General features: G+C 43.2%; 16 protein-coding genes and 1 riboswitch. Of the genes, 11 read left to right on the top strand and 5 right to left on the bottom strand.

Translation table 11 applies throughout. The features are described 5' to 3' along the window. Window positions 1-4 precede the first annotated feature (4 nt). The 5 genes from ODOSP_RS12195 (at window position 5) to cbiD (ending at window position 6,934) form a co-directional block, all read left to right on the top strand. Complete coding sequence (locus tag ODOSP_RS12195; protein WP_013612605.1) at window positions 5-1,267, top strand: Nramp family divalent metal transporter; 1,263 nt, start codon at window positions 5-7, stop codon at window positions 1,265-1,267. A gap of 6 nt (window positions 1,268-1,273) precedes the next feature. Beyond that, window positions 1,274-2,446, top strand: a complete 1,173-nt coding sequence (locus ODOSP_RS12190) for a M24 family metallopeptidase (RefSeq protein WP_041556774.1) — start codon at window positions 1,274-1,276, stop codon at window positions 2,444-2,446. Between the two features lie 16 nt (window positions 2,447-2,462). Then, complete coding sequence (cobM, locus tag ODOSP_RS12185) at window positions 2,463-4,304, top strand: precorrin-4 C(11)-methyltransferase (RefSeq protein ID WP_013612603.1); 1,842 nt, start codon at window positions 2,463-2,465, stop codon at window positions 4,302-4,304. Between the two features lie 63 nt (window positions 4,305-4,367). Beyond that, window positions 4,368-5,093, top strand: a complete 726-nt coding sequence (locus tag ODOSP_RS12180) for a transposase (protein ID WP_013612602.1) — start codon at window positions 4,368-4,370, stop codon at window positions 5,091-5,093. 41 nt (window positions 5,094-5,134) lie between these two features. Continuing rightward, complete coding sequence (cbiD, locus tag ODOSP_RS12175; RefSeq protein WP_013612601.1) at window positions 5,135-6,934, top strand: cobalt-precorrin-5B (C(1))-methyltransferase CbiD; 1,800 nt, start codon at window positions 5,135-5,137, stop codon at window positions 6,932-6,934. 7 nt (window positions 6,935-6,941) lie between these two features. Here cbiD and ODOSP_RS12170 read toward each other — a convergent pair whose 3' ends face one another. The 5 genes from ODOSP_RS12170 to ODOSP_RS12150 all read right to left on the bottom strand — a co-directional run bounded on the left by ODOSP_RS12170 (window position 6,942) and on the right by ODOSP_RS12150 (window position 11,207). After that, entirely contained in the window at window positions 6,942-7,298 is a 357-nt protein-coding gene (locus ODOSP_RS12170; protein ID WP_013612600.1) for a DUF2023 family protein, read from the bottom strand. Between the two features lie 10 nt (window positions 7,299-7,308). Continuing rightward, on the bottom strand, window positions 7,309-7,812 hold the full coding sequence (gene fldA, locus ODOSP_RS12165) for a flavodoxin FldA (RefSeq protein ID WP_013612599.1): 504 nt from the start codon (window positions 7,810-7,812) through the stop codon (window positions 7,309-7,311). A 206-nt stretch (window positions 7,813-8,018) separates the two neighbouring features. Next, window positions 8,019-9,023 carry an ABC transporter ATP-binding protein gene (locus ODOSP_RS12160; protein WP_013612598.1) on the bottom strand — a complete coding sequence of 335 codons (1,005 nt, stop codon included), beginning with the start codon at window positions 9,021-9,023 and terminating at the stop codon, window positions 8,019-8,021. Further along, window positions 9,016-10,059 carry an iron ABC transporter permease gene (locus ODOSP_RS12155; protein WP_013612597.1) on the bottom strand — a complete coding sequence of 348 codons (1,044 nt, stop codon included), beginning with the start codon at window positions 10,057-10,059 and terminating at the stop codon, window positions 9,016-9,018. The genes ODOSP_RS12160 and ODOSP_RS12155 overlap by 8 nt, the downstream gene beginning before the upstream one ends. 5 nt (window positions 10,060-10,064) lie before the next feature. Then, window positions 10,065-11,207, bottom strand: coding sequence for an ABC transporter substrate-binding protein (locus tag ODOSP_RS12150; protein ID WP_013612596.1), 1,143 nt, complete (start codon window positions 11,205-11,207; stop codon window positions 10,065-10,067). 23 nt (window positions 11,208-11,230) lie between these two features. Further along, window positions 11,231-11,421, bottom strand: a riboswitch (cobalamin riboswitch). Window positions 11,422-11,571: 150 nt separating this feature from the next. Here ODOSP_RS12150 and ODOSP_RS12140 point away from each other — a divergent pair. The 6 genes from ODOSP_RS12140 (at window position 11,572) to ODOSP_RS12115 (ending at window position 20,964) form a co-directional block, all read left to right on the top strand. Continuing rightward, the gene (locus ODOSP_RS12140) at window positions 11,572-13,836 is read left to right on the top strand and encodes a S9 family peptidase (protein WP_013612595.1); all 2,265 of its coding nucleotides are present in this window, start codon (window positions 11,572-11,574) and stop codon (window positions 13,834-13,836) included. Next, window positions 13,802-14,407: an RNA polymerase sigma-70 factor gene (locus tag ODOSP_RS12135; protein ID WP_157741848.1), complete on the top strand. Its 606-nt coding sequence runs from the start codon at window positions 13,802-13,804 to the stop codon at window positions 14,405-14,407. Before ODOSP_RS12140 ends, ODOSP_RS12135 begins: the two co-directional genes overlap by 35 nt. A 50-nt stretch (window positions 14,408-14,457) precedes the next feature. Next, on the top strand, window positions 14,458-15,618 hold the full coding sequence (locus tag ODOSP_RS12130; protein ID WP_013612593.1) for a FecR family protein: 1,161 nt from the start codon (window positions 14,458-14,460) through the stop codon (window positions 15,616-15,618). 176 nt (window positions 15,619-15,794) lie between these two features. Continuing rightward, a complete protein-coding gene (locus tag ODOSP_RS12125; RefSeq protein WP_013612592.1) occupies window positions 15,795-19,361 on the top strand; it encodes a SusC/RagA family TonB-linked outer membrane protein in 3,567 nt (1,188 codons plus the stop codon). A 10-nt stretch (window positions 19,362-19,371) separates the two neighbouring features. Next, window positions 19,372-20,748 carry a RagB/SusD family nutrient uptake outer membrane protein gene (locus ODOSP_RS12120; RefSeq protein WP_041557372.1) on the top strand — a complete coding sequence of 459 codons (1,377 nt, stop codon included), beginning with the start codon at window positions 19,372-19,374 and terminating at the stop codon, window positions 20,746-20,748. Between the two features lie 15 nt (window positions 20,749-20,763). Beyond that, window positions 20,764-20,964 (top strand): hypothetical protein, encoded by a 201-nt coding sequence (locus ODOSP_RS12115; RefSeq protein ID WP_013612590.1) that lies wholly within the window; start codon window positions 20,764-20,766, stop codon window positions 20,962-20,964. Window positions 20,965-20,969: the final 5 nt, after the last annotated feature.

The raw sequence follows: 20,969 nt of genomic DNA, 5'->3' as shown, positions 1-20,969 counted from the left end.
GTTTATGTTTCACTTTATCCGTAAGTCGTTGAAAACGGCAAAACACCATCCCCGGTTAGGAGGACTGGAGATTTTAAAATATATCGGTCCCGGTTTATTGGTTACTGTGGGATTTATCGATCCGGGGAATTGGGCTTCGAATCTGGCTGCCGGTGCCGATTATGGTTATACCCTTTTGTGGATGGTATCGTTGTCTACGGTCATGTTGATCATTTTGCAGCACAATGTGGCTCACTTGGGGATTGCTACCGGGCTGTGTCTTTCCGAAGCCACCATGACCTATATCCGGCCGAAATATGCTAAAATGATATTGTGGACGGCTATGGGAGCTTCGGTGTCCACCTCCCTGGCCGAAATTTTGGGAGGAGCGATCGCTTTGGAAATGTTGTTCGGTATTCCGGTGCGGATCGGAGCTATATTGACTACCGTTTTCGTATGTATTATGCTTTTTACCAATTCCTATCGGGTGATCGAGCGTTGGATCATCGCTTTTGTGTCTATTATCGGATTATCTTTTATTTACGAACTGTCCCTGGTACATATCGATTGGGGAGAAGCGGTTCTCGCGTGGGTGACTCCTTCTTTTCCTAAAGGTTCGATGGTCGTGATCATGAGTGTTTTGGGAGCTGTGGTGATGCCGCATAATCTTTTTCTCCATTCGGAGGTAATCCAGAGCCGGCAATGGAATCTGGAAGACGATAAAGTGATTCGCAGGCAGTTGCGTTATGAGTTTTGGGATACTTTCTTATCCATGATGATCGGTTGGGCAATCAATAGTGCCATGATCCTATTGGCGGCAGCCACTTTTTTCAAAAGCGGTAGTACGGTCAATGAGTTACAGGATGCCAGTGCTTTATTGCAACCGCTTTTAGGAAATAATGCCGCTGTGATTTTTGCCGTGGCTTTGTTGTTTGCCGGCATCGCTTCGACCATTACTTCGGGAATGGCTGCCGGTTCGATCTTTGCCGGCATTTACCGGGAGCCTTACGACATCAAAGACAGTCATTCCCGTTGGGGGGTATTGCTTTCACTGGTGATGGCATTGATTATTATCATGCTGGTTTCTAATCCGTTTATGGGACTCATCTATTCCCAAATGATCCTGAGTATTCAGTTGCCCGTTACGATTTTCCTGCAGGTATATCTGACTTCTTCCGGGAAAGTCATGGGTAAATATAAAAACCGGACTTCTACAAAATGGATCTTATATATTTTGGGAGGGATTGTGACCGTATTGAATGTGATGTTATTTATCAGTATGTTTTGAAGATAGATGGAAAGAAAGCAAATGGAGAACGAGTTGGAGTTGAAATGGCGACGGATTCAGCAGGCTATGCGGCAGGAAGAAGCTGATGGATGTTTGCTGACGATGAATATGAATTTGTACTATGTGTCAGGGCAGGTGTTTAACGGTTATTTTTATCTTCCGGCGGAGGGACGGCCTTATTGGTTTGTCAAACGACTGACTGTACCCGAAACAAATCAGGTACATGTTATCCGGAAACCGGAACAAATGCCGGAACTTTTTCGGGACCTGAATCTGGCAATGCCCCGCAAGCTACTTCTTGAGGAGGACGAGCTTTCTTATAATGAATGTATCCGTTTGCAACATGTATTCCGGGCTGAAGCAACGGGTAACGCTTCTGCCCTGATACGGCACATCCGAATGATCAAAACGCCTTGGGAAATAGAGCAAATGCGTATCTCTGCCAGGAGGCATGAGGCGGTTTATCGTGAGATTCCGGCCTGTTACCGGCCTGGGATGAGGGATGTTGAATTGCAGATCGAGATTGAAAAGCGGATGCGGATGCATGGTTCCCTGGGTTATTTCCGGGCTTTTGGTTCGAATATGGATATCTTTATGGGAAGTCTGTTGGCAGGAGAAAATGCCGGAGAACCTTCCCCTTTTGACTTTGCCTTGGGGGGAACGGGAATGCATGCTTCGGGGCCTTTGGGAGCGAACGGGACTTTGTTGGAGGAAGGAACTACGGTAATGGCGGATATGTCGGGAAACTATACCGCCTATCAAACGGATATGACCCGGGTGTTTTCAATCGGGAAATTACCGGACCGGGCCTACCGGGTGCATCGTGTCGCTTTGGAAATACAGGCTCGCATGGAACGAACGGCAAAACCCGGGGTGCCCTGTGCCGAATTGTATCGGGATGCTTTGGCAATGGCCGGACAAGAAGGGTTGGAGGATTGTTTTATGGGTACCCGTTTTCAGGCAAAATTCGTCGGACATGGCGTTGGATTGGAAATAAATGAATTGCCTGTATTGACCACCCGCTCGAAGGATATACTACAACCGGGAATGACTTTTGCTTTTGAACCGAAGTTCGTATTGGCAGGAATCGGAGCCGTGGGAATTGAAAATACATTTTTAGTGACAGATTCCGGTGTGGAAAAAATGACTTTATTGGATGAGAATATAATTGAATTATAATTGTAGCTAATTAAATATGATAATAAATACAATGAAAACAGCTATGATAATCGCTTCGGATGCCGGGGCACGAACTGCCGGAATTATCCGGGAAGAACTAGGTAAGGAAGTGGACCTGTTCTCTGTATCGGAACGGAGCGGGTGTGTCCGGATCGATTCGATCACTGATTTTACCTTAAGGCATTTCGGGGATTACGAAGCTTTTGTTTTTATCGGGGCGATGGGAATTTGTGTACGGGCGATCGCTCCTTGTGTGACTTCGAAATATGCAGATCCTGCCGTAGTCAATGTGGACGCTACCGGACATTTTGTTGTGTCGGTTCTGGCCGGCCATGTCGGTGGCGCAAATGCCCTGACCGAACGGTTAGCCCGTATATTAGGGGCTCAGCCTGTGGTTACGACCCAAAGTGATAATACCGGATTATGGGCTTTGGATTTGTTAGGTAAAGAGAATGGCTGGAAAATGGAATACCGGCGTTCCTTGAATGAGCTGATTTCCATTTTCGTCAACCAGCGGCCGACGGCCCTGTTGTTGGATATACGCGATGAGGGAACCGACCGGCTCGAACATTCACGACCAGCCCATGTGGATATCTATTATCATTTCGAGGATATTCCGGCAGGACGTTATGAGCTGATTATTGCCGTTACTCCCTGTTTGTATGAATGTGAAACACCGATTTTATATTATCATCCGGCTGTACTTCATTTGGGGGTAGGATGCCGTAAGCAGTGTAACCCGACCGGTATTTGGGCTTATATTGGTGATGAATTGAAACGGCATGGACTTTCTCCTTTAGCTGTTAAGGTAGTGACAACTATTGAGTTGAAAAAAGATGAACCTATGGTCGCCGATCTGGTTCGGAATCTGTCTGCTAAAATGCAGATTTACAGGCCTGAGGAACTGAAGGATATAGAAGTACCGAATCCCTCCGGGAAGGTATTCGAGGTGACAGGCGCCTGTAGTGTTTCCGAAGCAACTGCTTTGAAAAGTGCCGGGAATACGAAATTATTGCTGGAAAAACAGAAGGGACAGGTTACTCCGGGGAATGATTTTACTTTTGCCGTTGCTCTGGATAGAGAGGCGGAACGAAGCGGTTTTATCGAGATCGTCGGGGCAGGTCCCGGTGATCCGGAACTGGTTTCTGTCCGGGGGAAAAGGTTATTGGAAAAAGCCGATTTAATTCTTTATGCAGGAAGTCTGGTGCCAATCGAGCTTACTTATTATGCAAAGCCGGGGGCGACTGTGCGTAGCTCGGCTTCCATGACCCTGGAAGAGCAATTTGCATTGATGAAAGAGTTTTATGACCGGGGATTATTTATTGTCCGGTTACATACCGGGGATCCTTGTATTTATGGGGCTATCCAGGAGCAAATGGCCTTTTTCGACCGGTACGGTATGCGTTACCGGATTACACCGGGAATCTCTTCTTTCCTGGCTGCTGCTGCTGCATTGCGTTCACAGTTTACCATACCTGAAAAGGTTCAGAGTATTATTCTCACCCGTGGAGAGGGGCGTACACCGATGCCGGAAAAGGAAAAACTCCATCTGTTGGCCCGGTCACAAAGCACGATGTGCATTTTCCTGAGTGCTTCGATTGCCGAAGAAGTACAGCGTGAATTACTGGAATGTTATCCTCCCGAGACTCCTGTGGCAGCCTGTTATCACCTGACCTGGAAAGACGAAAAGATTTTCCGGGGCGAACTCCGTAATTTGGCGGCAATAATGAAAGAGAACAATTTGACCTTGACCACCATGATTGTAGTCGGCGAAGCAATCGGTAACCGGGAAGGTTTGTCAAAACTCTACTCCAGCCATTTCACCCACCTGTTTCGTGGAACAAAGGGACGGGGATAATGTTTCATTTTGTTTTCTGGAATTTTTTTTGTAAATTTAACTTGTAGTTAAATTGGCAAAAAAATGTCCCGGCAGGCTCGTCAACAGTCCAATACAGGTGTATACCACGTCATCCAACGTGGTGTTAATCGTATGTTGATATTCCATGAAGATGCTGATCGACGGATGTTTCTCGATCTTTTGAAATCACAGGCTGGTGAATTTTTCAAAGTGTACTGTTTTTGTTTGATGGATAATCACATTCATCTTATCGTAAAAACCAGTCGCTTGAGTTTTTATATTCATCGGATTTTGACGGCGTATGCGATATGGTTTAATCATAAATATGAACGGGAGGGTTATCTTTTTCAAGATCGTTTTAAAAGTGAGGTCATTGAAGATCAGGGTTACTTGTTGCGTTGTTTTCGGTATGTGCTGCAAAATCCCTTGAAAGCAGGTTTGTGTCATAAAATTTCGGAATACCGGTGGAACAGTTATTCGGTATATTTTAATCCGGTGGATTCTTTTGTTTCCACTGAATTTTTAACTTTGTTTTTCGATAGTAAAGCAGATTTTCAGGCCTATATGTTAGAAGATGAAGACGGGGAATTCATGGAAGCGGGATATCAATTTAAAGATCATGAGGTCCGGAAATTGTTAGAAGAAATGTTGGAAGGGGAAAGTTTTGAGATTTTAACTAAAGTTGAACAGAGACAGGTGCTGAAAGTATTGAAACAGAATCCGAACATTGGATTACGGCAACTTGCCCGTATTACAGGGATCAGTTTAGGTATAATCCATCGTTTGTAAATGAAACATTACCCCCGTCCCTTTGTTTTAAAAAGGTAAAAATGATATTGGTATTTGGTGGAACTACAGAAGGTAGGGCTGCAGTAGAGACTTTGGATGAAGCCGGGCAAACTTATTATTATTCAACCCGGGGAAACGGACAGCAAGTGGAGTGTATACACGGCATTCGGCTGGCGGGAGCTATGGAAGTGAAAGAGATGATCGATTTCTGCCGGGAACATGGGATTCAATTGTTGGTAGATGCTGCTCATCCGTTTGCCGAACAACTGCACAAGAATATAGGACAAGCTGCTGAAGAATTGAATATTCCGGTTGTTCGTTACGAACGGATTTATCCTCCCCGTGATCCGGACCTGATCTGGTGTGATTCGTATGCAGAAGCTTGTGTATGGTTGAAAAATCAGGGAATACGGAATTTACTGGCCTTGTCCGGTGTGCAGACCATACCTAAATTGAAGGCTTATTGGTTGGAAAATCCTTGTTGGTTCCGGGTACTCGATCGGCCGGAGTCCCGGCAATTGGCTTTAAAATATGGATTTCCGGCAGGGAAGCTGATTTTTTGGGAAGAGGGAAAAGAGGAAAGGGGGGTGTTATTGCAATTACGCCCCGATGCTATCCTGACCAAGGAGAGCGGCCGGTCCGGTTATTTCCGTGAAAAGGTCGAAGCTGCCCGGAAATCAGGTATTCCGGTTGTCGTGATCAAACGTCCGGTATTGCCCGAGGGATTCTATGTCGTAACCGGGAACAATGGTTTGCGGCACCGCATAGAACGTCTGTTGCCCGGATTTTATCCATTGCATAGTGGTTTCACGACCGGTAGCTGTGCCTGTGCTGCTGCAAAAGCGGCTTTATCGACTCTGCTGACGGGAGAAGTGTTGAATCAGGTGACGATCACTCTACCTGACGGCGAAGAAGTCGAATTGCCTGTGAGCCGTACAGAGAAGGACGGACAGAGTATAATCTGCACGGTGGTCAAAGACGCGGGAGATGATCCTGACGTGACTAATAAACGGGAAATCTGTGCAAAAGTAATGCTTTCTAAAGAAACCGGTATTCGTTTTGCCGCAGGGAAAGGAGTAGGTATCGTAACTTTGCCCGGATTGGGTTTGGAGATAGGAGAACCGGCTATAAATCCGACTCCCCGAAAGATGATGGCCGCCGAGACAGAAAAAATTCTGGAAGCTCATCGTATACCGAAACAAGGAGTAGTCATCGAGATTTCGGTACCCGATGGAGAAGAACTGGCTCTCAAAACTTTCAATCCGAAATTAGGTATTGTCGGGGGAATTTCCATTATCGGTACTTCCGGAGTGGTCCGTCCTTTTTCGTCCGAAGCTTTCGTTGCGACCATCCGTAAAGAAATACAGGTAGCTAAAGCATTGGGATGCCGGCATATCGTCATTAATTCGGGAGCTAAAAGTGAGCGGATCCTCCGGGAACGTTTCCCTGAAATAATACCTCAGGCTTTTGTCCATTATGGTAATTATATCGAAGAGACTTTGAAAATCATAGAGGAGGAAGGTATCGGGCGGGTAACGATGGGGATTATGATCGGCAAAGCGGTGAAATTGGCCGAGGGGCATGGGGATACGCATAGCCGGAATGTAGTTATGAACCGCGATTTTATCATCGGTTTGGCGAAGGAAGCCGGTTGTGATGACGGGATTTGTGCCCGCATTTCTGAAATGACTTTAGCCCGGGAATTATGGAATATGTTACCGGCCGATCATCCGTTTTTCTCCTTCCTTTTGAAAAAATGCGAGGAAGTTTGTTATTCCTATATAAAGGGAGAAAAAAAGTGTATAATTGAACTGATGCTGATTTCTGAAGAGTCCTTATGATTAATTATCAGGCACTTTGGATTAAAGTTTTACGATGGTTATAACGTTCGCATTGCTGACACACATCATATCCCAGCATGGTACCCAGGATAAAATCTTCTTCGGGGGTTAACAGGTTTAATGGACGGTTGCAGATTAACCGGACAATATCGATACATTCTTTTTTTCCGAAAAACAAGTTCAGTCGGTGGGCATTGATGGGACAGATTTCATATTCAAGACCTGATTTTTCTAATCTTTGTATGGCAAAAGATTCATCGGTTTTGTCTATCGTACACAATGCCATGTACCGTATACCTTTTTGTAATTCGTAGATATGGTGTACGAATATTTTCATGTCTCCGGATAAAATGCAACTATCCATGATCAGGGCATTAAATTTCTTTTTTCAACGCATCGGTCCAGTTTTGTATACGGAGTTCCGTTTTATCCGCTTCGTTGTTTTCGTCGATCAATAATCCGACCAGCTGTCCGTCGATTTCGGCAGTGGAGGCATCATAGGTATAATCCGAAGGATCGACAGTTCCGATAAACGTAGCTCCTGTACCCTGTAATTTTTCATAGATGATCCCGACGGCATCACAGAAAGTAGATCCGAACGACATGGCATCCCCACAACCGAATAGGGCTATTTTTTTACCACTTAGATTTTTTCCGGCTAATTGTTCCAGAAAATCATACCAATCATCCTGCAATTCTCCCGATCCCCAGGTCGAACTTCCTAAGATGAGCAGTTCATACTCTTCAGCTACTTTAGCATCGGTATTTCCTACATTGTACACCTCACTGCTACCGACCCCCAGATGAGAAGCGATCTGCTCCGCTACTGATTCGGTTGTTCCGGTTGTTGAACCGTAAAATATTCCAATCTTTTTCATATTTCATGTTTTAATTAATAAGATCGGAACGAAAATACGCGATTCTATCGGGTTGGAAAATCCCCTCTTTTAGTGAAATTGATCAGAGAAATACCCTAAAAATAGGGAGTTGTATATAGATATTTCGACCGGATTATTTGAGACAGGACAGTATTTATTCCAACAATGCGTCGATCGAATTAGCACAAAACCCCTGTCTCTGTATGTTACAGTGTTAGTTTTTCTAATAATTCTTCTATTGTATGGACTATAATATCTTCCTGGTGAGGAAAATGCAATATGAATTGATCAGGCTGCCTGTTGGTTTCAATGTAAACAGCTGAGTCAATATCGCGATTGGCCAGGATCTCATTTCGTTGAAGGGCTTTACGTACCATGGCATAGCGATAGCCGTGTCCGGTCAGACGGATTTCGTACCGATAATTGTTGGTGATGCGGAAAAGTCCTGATTCCATGTCGAAAGTAATCCCTTTGCGGGCGAAAAAACGACTGAGGTATCCTTCCAGGGCAAGGTCTTCCGGCGTACCGGAGGTGATACCGTTCACCTTATCCATCAGCCAAATCTTATCGGCGATCTGGAGGGCTAGTTCCAGATCATGAGTCGAAAGAAAAATCGTTTTATCGGTTTCGCGGGTCAGGTGATGAAGCAGTTGCATGATTTCGACTTTGCTTGGGAAATCGAGGAAAGCGGTCGGCTCATCCAGATAAATGACCGGTGTCTCCTGAGCCAAAGCTTTGGCGATCATTGCTTTCTGACGTTCACCGTCACTTAGGGTATGAAGCATTCGGGAAGCCAGAGGATGAATATTGACCAGCCCGATCGCTTTATCCACGATCTCATCGTCAGCCCGGCTTAATTTACCCCAAAAACCTGTATAAGGACTACGGCCCATACCGATTAATTCCCGGACCGTCATATTGCGGATATCACATTTTTCGGTCAAAACGACACTGATCACCGTGGATAAGGCTTTGTCCGTATATTTTTCCAATTTTTTTCCAGCCAGGTAAATATCTCCGCTTAATTTGGGCTGGAAGGCCGAAAGGGTGCGCAGTAGGGTGGATTTTCCAATACCGTTCGTTCCTAAAAGACAGGTCAGTTCACCGGCATAAATATCACTGCAAATATTTTCGGCTACAATTTTAGGGCGTACTTTCCCTTTATAGCCGATCGTCAGGTTACGGAGTTGTATGGTAGCGGTCTTATTCATTCAGTTCGTTTTTACGTTTACGGAATAATACCGAAGCAACAACCGGAGCTCCGATGAGTGCCGTGACCGAATTAACCGGCAGGGCTCCTTCGAAACCCGGCATGCGTGCGATCAGATTACAGGCCAAAGCCAGGGAGGCGCCCATAACCAGACAGGCCGGCATCAAAAGCCGGTGATCCGAAGTTTGGAAAACAGCCCGGCACAGGTGAGGGACTGCCAAGCCTAAAAAGATGATCGGACCGCAATAGGCCGTAACAATAGCCGTCAATACGCCCGAACAGGTGATCACCAGAACTCTGGCCCGTTTGATATTCAATCCCAGATTCCGGGCATAACCATCTCCCAGCATCAATAAGTTTAATGTTTTCACCAACAAAAAAGACAAGGGGATCAAGATGGCCATGATCGTAACAAAAAGCATCATTTGATTACCGGATACCCGTGAGAAACTTCCCAGCCCCCAGATAACATAGGTTTTAATATCTTCTTCTACACTAAAAAATTTTAAAATACCGATGATGGCATTCGCCAGGTAACCGATCATCACTCCGATAATAAGCAGGGTAACGTTTCCTTTTACTTTATGTGAAGCGAAAACAATCAGTGCCATAACGGATAACGAACCGGCGACGGCAGCGATCGAAAGCGCCACTTCTCCGAAAAGACCGAGGTGGCTGAGGGCTACTCCGCCTATGCTACCTGAAAAAAGTACGACGAAAGCAACTCCCATACTGGCTCCTGAGCTGATTCCTAATACAGAAGGTCCTGCCAGGGGATTGCGAAATACCGTTTGCATCTGCAAACCACTGATCGACAGACCTGCTCCGGCGACCAAGGCGGTCAATGCCTGCGGAAAACGCGATTTCCAAATGATATTCTGCCAGGTTTGAGGCTCATCTCCTGTACCGGTGAAGATGTGCCATACCGCACTCATCGGTATACGAACCGAACCCAATACCATGTTGAGGAATAAGAATACAACAATACTCAATATGATAAGCAGGATAAAAGTTGTATTTCGTCCGGTTGAAGCCATAGTGATTAGTCGTTTAACTGATGATAGTATACCGGTACGTAATCCGGTAATAATTCCGGGTGAAACACTTTAATGAAGTCGGCAAGTAATAATTCCGGTTCCATGGGCATATTTTCGTAATAGGGTTTTTCACGCATATTACAATAAATCACTCCTTTTTGTTTGAAAGCCTTAAAGTCTCCGTAACGTTCGTCCTGGGCTAAAAGTGTTTCGTAGGTATATTGTCCCGGGTAGCTATTCAGGATGCGCCAGTAATCTGCCTGGTCGGCTTGATTGTATACCGTTTCGAAATCGAGATATACGCCGCCTGAACGGGGATCGTCTTTCAGGAAATAATCGGCTCCGGCATCTTCGAATACTTGTGCCAGAAAGCTTTGTCCTCCTACGGCATACCATGTTCCTCCGTGTATTTCACCGCTGAGCACGACCGGCCGGTGTTCGACCCGGGCTGTCAATCTTTTCAGATCATTGTATTTTTGTTCTATCTCATTGAATATTTTATTCGCCTTTTCTTCCTCTCCGATTAAAAGACCGACAAATTTAATCCACTCGGCTTGTCCCAATGGAGTCGTTTCTTTATAACCCAAATGAGGGACTAGTGGAATATCTACTTCTTTCATAGCGTCGTAGCCCCCTTGTTTGAAGGGAGAGATGAGGATCAGGTCGGGAGCGAGGTTCATAATGATTTCCGCATCGAAATTACCCTCGATACCGATTTTCTGAGTTTTCCCTTCGGCTAACTGTTGTTTGATCGTTGCATTATTCAAAAAGCGGGTACTGCTGATTCCCACGACTTGGGAAGTTGCTCCGAGCTTGATAAAATTAGAGAGTTGTAAAGAAGTCATACAGATGACGCCCCGGATCGGCAGATCGAGTACAGGTATATGCGGGGGAAGCTCAGGATGTGTGCCTCGCTGTCTTAGGGCGAAGGTATATTCCGAACTGGTTTCGCTTTGAGGATCTTTGATATGGAGGAGTCGGTAATTTTCGTGTTGTTCCAGCCAGAAGCCTTGTGCATAACGAATATTCGAACGATCTGTTTGTGTAGCGACAGGGTTTTGTTTTTTGCGGTTACCTGAACGACAGGAACCTAAGGCCAGACAAAAACCGATGGTAAATACCAGTGATAAAAAATAAATCTTTTTCATGCTCTTTTCCTCCGAAAGAAATTTGTTTATTAGCTATGATCGGCAGGTTTTCTGGCTTGTCATTTTTTCTCCTTCCCAAAACGCCCGGGTTTCAGTGGATCATTGAAAAGACCTGCAAAATGACAGTAATGACTTTACAGCTGCGGGGACAGCTTCGGGTTTTCACCGAATTCCCAAATTCCCATGCGGGGATACCGATGCTGCTACAAAGATAGTATTTTAGGCACTTTATCCTGTTAATTTTGTCCAAATTATAAAAAGAATAAATAAAGATTACTACTTTTGGTCACTATGTACTTTTATTTATTGGCCTTTATGAAAGTATGTGTATATGATAATAAGTAGAACGCAAAATGTAAACATGATGAAAAAGATCCTTTTTTTCGCTTTTTTCTGTTGTGCTTTTTTTTCTTATGCACAGAAAGCAGATTTAAAAAATTGTTACAAGTATTCGGAAGAAAATCTGAAGAAGTATTATCACTCTTTGAGTGTATTTCCTTCCTGGATATCCGGGACAGATATGTTTTGGTATAATTATATTACGCCCGGAGGTGCTAAATACTATCTGGTCGATCCGGTCCGTAAAAAAAAACTGGAAATGTTTGACATGGAAGATATGATCGGTAAATTAACCCAAGCTACGGGGATATCATTTAATATCAAAGATTTCCGATTGGGAGGGCTGAAATTTGATGAGGGGGATCCGTATTGTTTTTCTTTTTCCAAGGGAGGACTGGATTTTCATTACAATATCAGAACCCGGGAGCTGAAAAAACTGGACCCTGAACAAGCCTGCCGTTTTTATCCTCCGGCATCCCCTTATTGGTTAAAGTTTTCCCCTGACAGTAGTTACAGTATATATGCTTACCGGCACAATCTGTATCTGCTGAACAGGCAGGATACGGTTCCGGTACAGTTGACCACAGATGGAGAGAAGTATTATTCCTATAGTAATCAGAAGGACAGCGATTCGGATAAAAATACAACTCCCAATATTGTGTGGGCTGGAAATTCTAAGGTGTTTTACTGCTTACGTCAGGACAGGCGTAAGGTTGAAAATTGCTGGGTAGTTGATAATCTGGCCGAACCACGTCCTAAATTGCGTACTTATAAATTCCCTATGCCGGGTGAAAAATATGTTTTTACCTACGATCTGCATTTGTTTTATCCGGAAACCTGCCAACATATTGTTGTGAATATTGATAAATACCCCGATCAGGAGGTTCGGATTGTTGCATCTGATTTGGAAAATTGTCCGGAGGATCTTTATTTTACCCGTAAAAGCAGGACTTGTGATAAAATGGATTTATGCCGGGTGGATACCCGTACGGGAGACGTTTTTGAAGTGATCAGCGAAACTTCCATGCCTTATTTTACCGAACAATTGTTTGATTGCCGGATTCTGAACGGTGGGGAAGATATTATCTGGTGGTCGGAACGTACCGGTTGGGGGCAATATTATCTGTATGATAAATATGGAAAATTGAAAAATACCATTACTTCCGGTACTTTTACCGCCTGCAGGATTTCCCATTTGGATAAACTGAAACGTCGTTTTATTTTTGAAGGGTATGGACGTGAAAAAGGGATGGACCCCGCCTATCGTTTTTTCTATCGGGTAAATTTCGATGGTTCCGGCCTGACTTTGCTGACTCCGGGGAATGGATATCATTCTATCGAATTGTCCAAACAGGGAAATTATTTGCTGGATGTTTATTCCAGAGTGGATATGGCGCCGGTATCGGTTGTCCGCGATATGAAAGGGAAGGAGATTTTACCGCTTGAAAAAGCGGATCTGAGTTTATTGTATAGCACCGGTTGGCGGGAACCGCAAAAAATAGCGGTAAAATCAGCTGACGGAATAACTGATTTGTATGGCGTGATGTATACCCCCTTTGACATGGATTCTACCCGCAAATATCCCTTGGTTGTTTATGTTTATCCTGGGCCTCAGGAGGATCAGGTACCCCAGGCTTTTTCTATGGATGATAATGGAAATCAGGCTCTGGCACAATTGGGGCTTATTGTGATCCATATCGGATACCGGGGAGGTTCTATGTTCCGGGGGAAAAATTTCTATAATTTCGGTTATGGTAATTTGCGGGATTATCCTTTGGCCGATTGCAAATTTGCCATTGAGCAACTGGCCGACCGTTATGCTTATATTGACCGGGATCGGGTGGGAATATACGGACATTCGGGAGGTGGGATGATGGCAGCAGCAGCAATCCTGACTTATCCCGACTTTTTCAAGGTGGCTGTGGCTGCTTCCGGTAACTATGACAATAATATTTATACCAAATGGTGGGGAGAGATGTATCATGGAGTAAAAATGAAGGTCAAAAAAGATGCAGATGGTATAAAAAAATATATTTTTGAATCGAAGATTCCTACAATAATGGAATTGGCAGCGAATTTAAAGGGAAAATTATTGCTGGTGACAGGGGATATGGATATTAATGTACATCCTGCGAATACCTTCCGTCTGGCAAATGCTTTGATCAAGGCGGATAAATTGTTTGATATGATGGTTATTCCGGGAGCTGACCACAGTATAGATTCCCCGTATTATTTTAATTTATTACGGCATTATTTTGCAGAACATCTTTTGGGAGGTGCCATTGAATAAAGATAAACAGATAAGGTTTGGTACCGGAGAAATTCTGTCTTTTGAAAAGTTTTTCAAGGAGAATTTCTCCAAGTTTTATGCTTTTACTGTTCGTTTTGTTGAAGACAGCTATATTTGTGAAGATCTGGTTCAGGAAACATTTATTTCTGTATGGGAGTCGGGTAGTAATCAGTACGATTCTCCGATAATGCTGCATGCTTTTATCTATAAAACTATCCGTAACAAAGCGCTCAATTACTTAAAACACCATAAAATCAGAGAACAATATTCACAGAAATATTTGAAAGAGCTGGAATCAGAAGAGTATATGTTCAGCTCCGTATTGGATGAAGAAGCACATTATGTCCTTTATGAGGCCATCCGGTGTTTGACTCCGCAATGTCAGACTGTCATAAAATTACATCTTGGAGGGAAAAAAAATAAAGAAATAGCTGAAGAAATGGGGATTAGTGTTATTACGGTGAAATCTCATAAAATGATGGCTTACAGGGAATTGAGAAAAATATTAGCACATTCTGTTTCTTTTATTTTGCTTGTTTGTGTAAATAGTGTGAAAAAAAATCAATTTTAGCTCATACCTTTTTTTTTCTGAATTGTTTTTATGGTATAAAACAGGAATAAATGGAAACTATTCAGAAATACATTGAGCTGGCCCGTCTGATTTGCAAGCGCCGGCTTTGGGGGTTAAACGGGAGAGAAGCAGAGCAGTTAGAAGCATGGCTGAAGGAGAATCCACGTGATAAATCAGCATTTAAAAATCTACAGCATATTGACCCGGAGGGGTTAGCTGACCGTTATGAAAAGATAGACATAGACCGTCAATGGAAAAATTTTCAGAAACGGACGGCCTGGCGTACTTATATCTGGTGGAGAGTCGGTGTTGTTGCTGCCGGAATATGTTTATTGTTGGGAACGGGTTGGTTGTTTTACCGGCAAGCCCGTCTTTTTCCTCAGCCGGAAATTGCAGCAACGGTTCCGGAAGCTGTACGGTTGGTGCTCTCTTCAGGGAGAATCCTGGACCTTTCGGACTGTGAAAATGTAGATGTACGCGAAATCGAAGGAAAAGTCATTCTGCATAACGGGCAGTTGGAATATTGTAGTGATTCTGTAAAGCGGAATTCTGAAGAGACCAATACTTTGATTATTCCCAAAGGAGCTTTTTATCATCTGATATTTTCAGATGGTACAAAAGTGTGGTTGAATTCAGATTCAAAAATCACTTATCCGCTTGTTTTCTCAGGTAATGCCCGGAAAGTAATTCTTACCGGAGAGGCTTATTTTGAAGTTACCAAGAATTCTGGTCAGCCTTTTATTGTACAAACAGAAAATTTTAATGTAAAAGTATTGGGTACTTCTTTTTGTATCAATACTTTCGGTGATAATGGCAAAGTTTATACGGCTTTGGAAAGTGGCGTTGTGGAGATGGACTGTGGCAGGGAGAATACTTTGATTCTGGCTCCCGGACAGGTTGCCGAACTGGATGTACGCCGCCCGGGAGCATGTGTCAGGATGTCGGAGGTATCGGTAGAACAACTGGTCGCCTGGAAAAAAGGTTTGTTCTGTTTCAGACAAACTTCTTTGCCGGATATTTTGAAACAGGTGGCGAGGTATTATGATGTGCATTTTATGAATCTGGAAGATGCTGAAGGAGAAGCTTATACCGGTGATATCTCCCGGAACGTATCTTTGGAAGTATTGCTCGGGGCTATTAGCGCACAGACAACGGATATTCAATTTAAAATAGTGAACAGGACTGTGTATATCACAAAGAAAAGAGATTAGGGTGAATTTGGCCTTTCTCCTAATCTCTTTAACACAAAATGTTTTATACAAACATGTCCCACAAATATAGTGAAAGGTGAGAGCAAAAACAACAAACTTGTTTGATTGATTTTGCCGAACCGCATCCTATAATACAAATATAATGAAAAGAAGTGTATAATTTTATTTTTCTCAAAATGGGTAAAAAAAATAGAGTTGCGGTTATCTGCGGATGGCTGATGTTTGTGGTTTTGTCCCCGGGATATGCTTTGGGACAGCAACAGGATCTGATTTCCCTGAAAGTATCGGATGTCCCTTTTGTCAAGGTTTTGGAAGAGATCAGAAAACAGTCGGGATACAATTTTATGTATAACGAAAAGTTTACCAGAAATGTGGGTAGAATTACTTTGGAAGTAAAAAATTTACCTCTGGAAACAGTGATGGAAAAGGTGTTGAAGGGAACAGGATTGAATTTCAGGATTCAGGATAATATCATTATCCTTCAGGAAAATAGGGTAGAACAACCTCGTTTCCGGACACTCCGGGGGACGGTGAGAGATGAAAATGGAGAACCTATACCGGGGGTTACTGTGTTGATCAAAGGGACTTTGATAGGGGTTTCTACGGCGATAGACGGAAGTTTTACGCTGGATTTACCCGGAGAAACTGAAGTCCTGCAAATTTCCTTTATCGGAATGGAGACTCAGGAGATTAAGATTTCTCCGCAGATGAATGAGTTGAATGTTGTGATGCGTCCGCATATCAGCGAGTTGGAGGAAGTGATTGTCAGTACCGGATATACACAGACGGCCAAGTGGAGGGCAACCGGATCGGTAGCTGTTGTGGATAAAAAAGTGTTTGAGAATAAAGCTTTGCCGACGATGGATAAGCTGTTGCAGGGACAGATTGCCGGAGTCAGTGTACAAGCCCGCTCCGGACGTCCGGGAGAATCTGCCAAAATACGGATCAGGGGAACTAATACCATCACGGGGAATGCAGAGCCTTTATGGGTCGTGGATGGGGTTCCCTTGCAAAAAAATATTCCTCTTATTTCTACAGGACAGATCAAGGCCGGAGATTTCAGCGATATTTTTACCAATGGAGTTGCCGGTATCAATCCCAATGATATAGAGAATGTAACGATTCTGAAGGATGCGGCAGCAGCGGCTATTTATGGTTCCAGGGCTGCCGGAGGAGTGATTGTTGTTACGACCAAGACCGGAAAATCGGGAAAGATGGCAGTGAATTATTCTATGAATGTTTCGATGGTGATGAAACCCGGACGCGACCCGGAGCTTATGAATTCCCGGGAGAAATTGGAATGGGAACAGGAGTTGTGGGATGAATTTGCGGCAGAGGGATATGCCGGGGGAGATCGTTATCCTGTAGTGGGGATTGTCGGTATGATCCGTTCGGGAAAAGAAGAGTTCAGGGATATGAGTGTCACTGAACAAGAGGCATATATTCAAGAGCTGGCTTCTGTGAATACCGACTGGATTGATTTGTTATTCCGGACAGCGGTGTCTACCAATCATTATTTATCATTTTCAGGAGGAAGTGAGAAAAATACATATTATGTATCTTTCGGTTATTCAAAAGATAACGGTGCCGTAAAAAAAACAGATTACGACCGCTATAACTTAAGTGGTAAAATAGATGCTAATCCGAACAAACATTTGCATTTCCAACTGGGATTCGATATGGCTATGCAAAATTCTACAGGACCATCAACAGATCCATTCAGTTATGCTTATTTTGCAAATCCGTACGAACGTCCTTTTAATGAAGATGGCTCATATCGTGCAGATTACACTTATTACAAATTACCCAAAGTGAACGGGAGTTATGATCCCACTATCCCTCCCAATGGTTTTAATATGTTGAGGGAGATGAATGAAACTGAAAGTAAAACTGATAATTTTTCAATAACGTCCCGTTTTAACCTCGATTATTCTTTTTTTAAGCAGCTCAAATTTTCGGGTTTGGCTTCTTATTCTTTTACGAACAATAAAAGCGATAATTATAAAGGGAAAGATACTTACGCTGCGTTTGTTGACCGTTTGTATTTCGATACCCAGGGGAATAGTTCGCGGACGTATTCTTCGATATCGCAATCCAATACCAACAATTCAAGTTACAGTCTGCGCGGTCAATTGAGTTATTCCGATGTCTACAGGGAAATACACCGTTTTTCTGTTTTGGCAGGTGCTGAGATTCGTGGCGAGAAAGCCGAAGGTATTTTTGAAAAACGTTACGGATATGACCCTGTGACCGGTAATTCAGCTATGCCGGTTCCTAAAGATCCTGGTAATGGAGAAGGTTTTAAATATTCGGATCTGGTGTCTTATGCCAATGCAATGGATCAATTGTCAGGACAGGAAATAGAAGAAAATCGTTTTGCTTCTTTTTATGGAGCGTTGGATTATTCTTTGTTTGACCGGTATGTTTTGAATGTATCGTTCCGAACAGACGGATCTAATAATTTCGGTAGTGATGAACAGTTTAATCCGACCTGGTCGGCAGGTGCTGTCTGGCATGTGAGTGAAGAAACATTTATGGAGGTTGTTCGTCCGGTATTAAGCCGGCTGTCATTGCGGGTTGCTACCGGTTATACCGGAAATATCAATAAGACGGTGAAACCCAACCTGATGATGAAGTATTATAAAAATTTCCGGATATCCGACGATGAGAATTACCGTATGGGGTATATTAACAATGCACCGAATCCGAAATTGAGATGGGAAAAGACCAGGGATGTGAAAGTGGCTTTGGATTTCGGATTGTGGAAAGACCGGATTAACGGTATTGTTGAAGCTTACTGGCGGAAAAGTAAAGATTGTGTGACCAGTGAATATGTTCCGGTAACTACCGGATTTTTTAACCAGTCGTATAATACCTCTGTATTGCAGAATAATGGAGTTGAATTTTCATTATCGGTAGCAGTTCTTAAAAGTAAGGATTATAATTTGTCGGTATCGGCCAATGTTGCCTGGAATCAAAACAAACTGAAAAAATATAATTCACCTAATACTTCGCTGGCTTTGGATAAATATGTAGGTTATCCTATGGGAGCCGTCTTTTCCGGGAAATATGAAGGAATAGACCCTGAAACCGGGATGTATAAATTTAAGCTTCGTCCGGATGCTGTGACGAATAAAGACGGATATTTACGTGAGCCTAATAATTACTATTATTATCTGGGGACTTCGGTAGCTCCTTTTACCGGTGGATTTAATTTGAACTTTTCTTATAAAAATATCGGGCTGAGTGTAGGCGGAAGTTATTCAGTAAAGGCAAAGATGGTGGATAATATAGAATCTCCGGCTGGATATGAATTGCTCAGTGGAAGTAAGTTGGAATCTATCCCGACTCCCCATAATGACTTGTACAGAAATCATCTGAATGTAAAACGTGAGGTTCGTAACCGATGGACTCCGGAAAATAGGACGGGAGTGAAATATCCCCGTTTAATAGATGCTTATGGAAAAAAATTGGGATTAGACCTGACTAATCCCACCTTAACTACGATTACAAGGGGAGCTTTACTGGAAGATATTTCCTATCTGCGGATCAATACCATTGCCTTGTCTTATAGTTTGCCGCAAAGAGTATTAGAACGGATAAATTTCTCTTCTGCCGCACTGAACCTGACATTGAATAATTTTTTCACCATAACGAAATATTCCGGAATAGACCCGGAGGTCCCGGGAGCTACTTATCCGGTTTCCCGGTCTGTGACTATTGGTTTGAATGTTGGATTTTAATGATATGTGTATGAAAAATCTGAAAATGAGAATAATGCTGATGCTATTGGGGGTATGTTTCTCCTGTAATAGTTATCTGGACCTTAAACCGTACGGAGAGACAATCCCGAAGACTCCGGAGGAATTTTCGGCCTTGTTGCATAGCATCTTGAATGACATAGACTACGGTACAGACCGGATTATCATTGGGAATAGCCGTTCTGTACTGGATTATGAGAGTTATGCCGATAATCTGGATGCCAGCTTGACTATTTATCCTGAAGGTGGCCAGTTGGATTTGTATGTAGCTCCTCGTTTGAACGGTTACCAGAATGTATATCGGGAACTCTATGAGAAAATACGGAATTGTAATCTGATTATCGAAAATATGAAAGATCAGGATACGGAACTCGGTAAGGATATTCTGGCAACTTCTTATGCATTGAGAGGGGTATGTTATTATAATCTTTTACGATGGTTTTGTGAACCTTATGATAAAGCAATGGCAAAGACCCAGTTGGGTATTCCTCTGGTCAGTAATTTTGACATGGAAGCACTGACGGACCGTTCCTCTATGGAAAAGACGGTGGAATTTATCCGGGATGACTTGAAGAGGGCCATTGGTTTCAATATGAAAAAGGATATCTACCGGTTTAAGACAGAAGTGGCTAAAGCCTATCTGGCAAAACTATATTTCTGGGCACAGGATTGGGAAAATGTGATTCCTTTGGCTGAAGAGTTATTAAAGGATTTTCCACTGCTTCAGGGTGACGATTATGTGAAGATGATACAAGATAAAGCGACTACCCAATCGAATGTTTTCATTCGTTCTTATGTTTTTCAGGGAGCGGATAATAGTGAGACTCAGGTAAGTTCTGCAATCCCTTATCGTCCTGTAAATAAGTCTTTTATCGATTTGTTTACCGAGAAAGAAGCTGATATTCGCTATGCCCTTTCATTTAATAAAAAGCGGGAAGAGACAAAAGTATTACGCGGACGGGTAAGGTGTGCCGAAATGGTGTTGATGCTGGCGGAATCTTATGCTCAGCTTTCGGATACAGAAAATGCCCTGAAATATTTGAATCTGTTACGATCTCACCGCATCACTCCCTATATCCCGTATACGCTGGAAAATCTGCCGGAAGTGAATCCGGACGCTTTGATCCGGGTTGATGCGACCGGAAAACCTCTTACCAGACTGATGGCTGCTATTATGAATGAAAGACAGAAAGAGTTGTTTATGGAAGGTGATCGTTGGTTTGAGTTAAAGCGGAATGGACGTCCTGAATTTTGGGTTGCAAAAGACGGACAAAAATATGTGTGTCAGAAGTTTATGTATACAGCTCCCATACATCGGAATGACCTGGAGTTGGTTCCGGGTATGCAACAGAATCCGGGTTATGAATAATTAATACAGAAAAATATGAAAGCGAAGATTTGTTTTTGGATACTGTTTATCGTATTGTTTTGTTGTGGATGTGCTGAAGAGAATGAAGTACCTCCCTATCGGAAAACGTCGACAAAGGCTTATGTCATGCCCAAACCTGTTCCCTTGACTCCCGAAGAGAGGGCATTGATTGATTCAAAACGGGAAGAATATAAGAATGCAATTAAAGGTCAATAATTTTT

This window comes from Odoribacter splanchnicus DSM 20712 (genome assembly GCF_000190535.1).
Classification (GTDB): Bacteria; Bacteroidota; Bacteroidia; order Bacteroidales; family Marinifilaceae; genus Odoribacter; species Odoribacter splanchnicus.
The sequence above is the reverse complement of the archived record's forward strand: the minus strand, read 5'-3'. Positions and strand labels throughout refer to the sequence as shown.

Coding starts and splice junctions, on each gene's coding strand:
- ODOSP_RS12195 (WP_013612605.1), top strand. CDS start 5: ATGTTTCACTTTATCCGTAAGTCGTTGAAAACGGCAAAACACCATCCC.
- ODOSP_RS12190 (WP_041556774.1), top strand. CDS start 1,274: ATGGAAAGAAAGCAAATGGAGAACGAGTTGGAGTTGAAATGGCGACGG.
- cobM (WP_013612603.1), top strand. CDS start 2,463: ATGATAATAAATACAATGAAAACAGCTATGATAATCGCTTCGGATGCC.
- ODOSP_RS12180 (WP_013612602.1), top strand. CDS start 4,368: ATGTCCCGGCAGGCTCGTCAACAGTCCAATACAGGTGTATACCACGTC.
- cbiD (WP_013612601.1), top strand. CDS start 5,135: ATGATATTGGTATTTGGTGGAACTACAGAAGGTAGGGCTGCAGTAGAG.
- ODOSP_RS12170 (WP_013612600.1), bottom strand. CDS start 7,298: ATGGATAGTTGCATTTTATCCGGAGACATGAAAATATTCGTACACCAT.
- fldA (WP_013612599.1), bottom strand. CDS start 7,812: ATGAAAAAGATTGGAATATTTTACGGTTCAACAACCGGAACAACCGAA.
- ODOSP_RS12160 (WP_013612598.1), bottom strand. CDS start 9,023: ATGAATAAGACCGCTACCATACAACTCCGTAACCTGACGATCGGCTAT.
- ODOSP_RS12155 (WP_013612597.1), bottom strand. CDS start 10,059: ATGGCTTCAACCGGACGAAATACAACTTTTATCCTGCTTATCATATTG.
- ODOSP_RS12150 (WP_013612596.1), bottom strand. CDS start 11,207: ATGAAAAAGATTTATTTTTTATCACTGGTATTTACCATCGGTTTTTGT.
- ODOSP_RS12140 (WP_013612595.1), top strand. CDS start 11,572: ATGAAAAAGATCCTTTTTTTCGCTTTTTTCTGTTGTGCTTTTTTTTCT.
- ODOSP_RS12130 (WP_013612593.1), top strand. CDS start 14,458: ATGGAAACTATTCAGAAATACATTGAGCTGGCCCGTCTGATTTGCAAG.
- ODOSP_RS12125 (WP_013612592.1), top strand. CDS start 15,795: ATGGGTAAAAAAAATAGAGTTGCGGTTATCTGCGGATGGCTGATGTTT.
- ODOSP_RS12120 (WP_041557372.1), top strand. CDS start 19,372: ATGAAAAATCTGAAAATGAGAATAATGCTGATGCTATTGGGGGTATGT.
- ODOSP_RS12115 (WP_013612590.1), top strand. CDS start 20,764: ATGAAAGCGAAGATTTGTTTTTGGATACTGTTTATCGTATTGTTTTGT.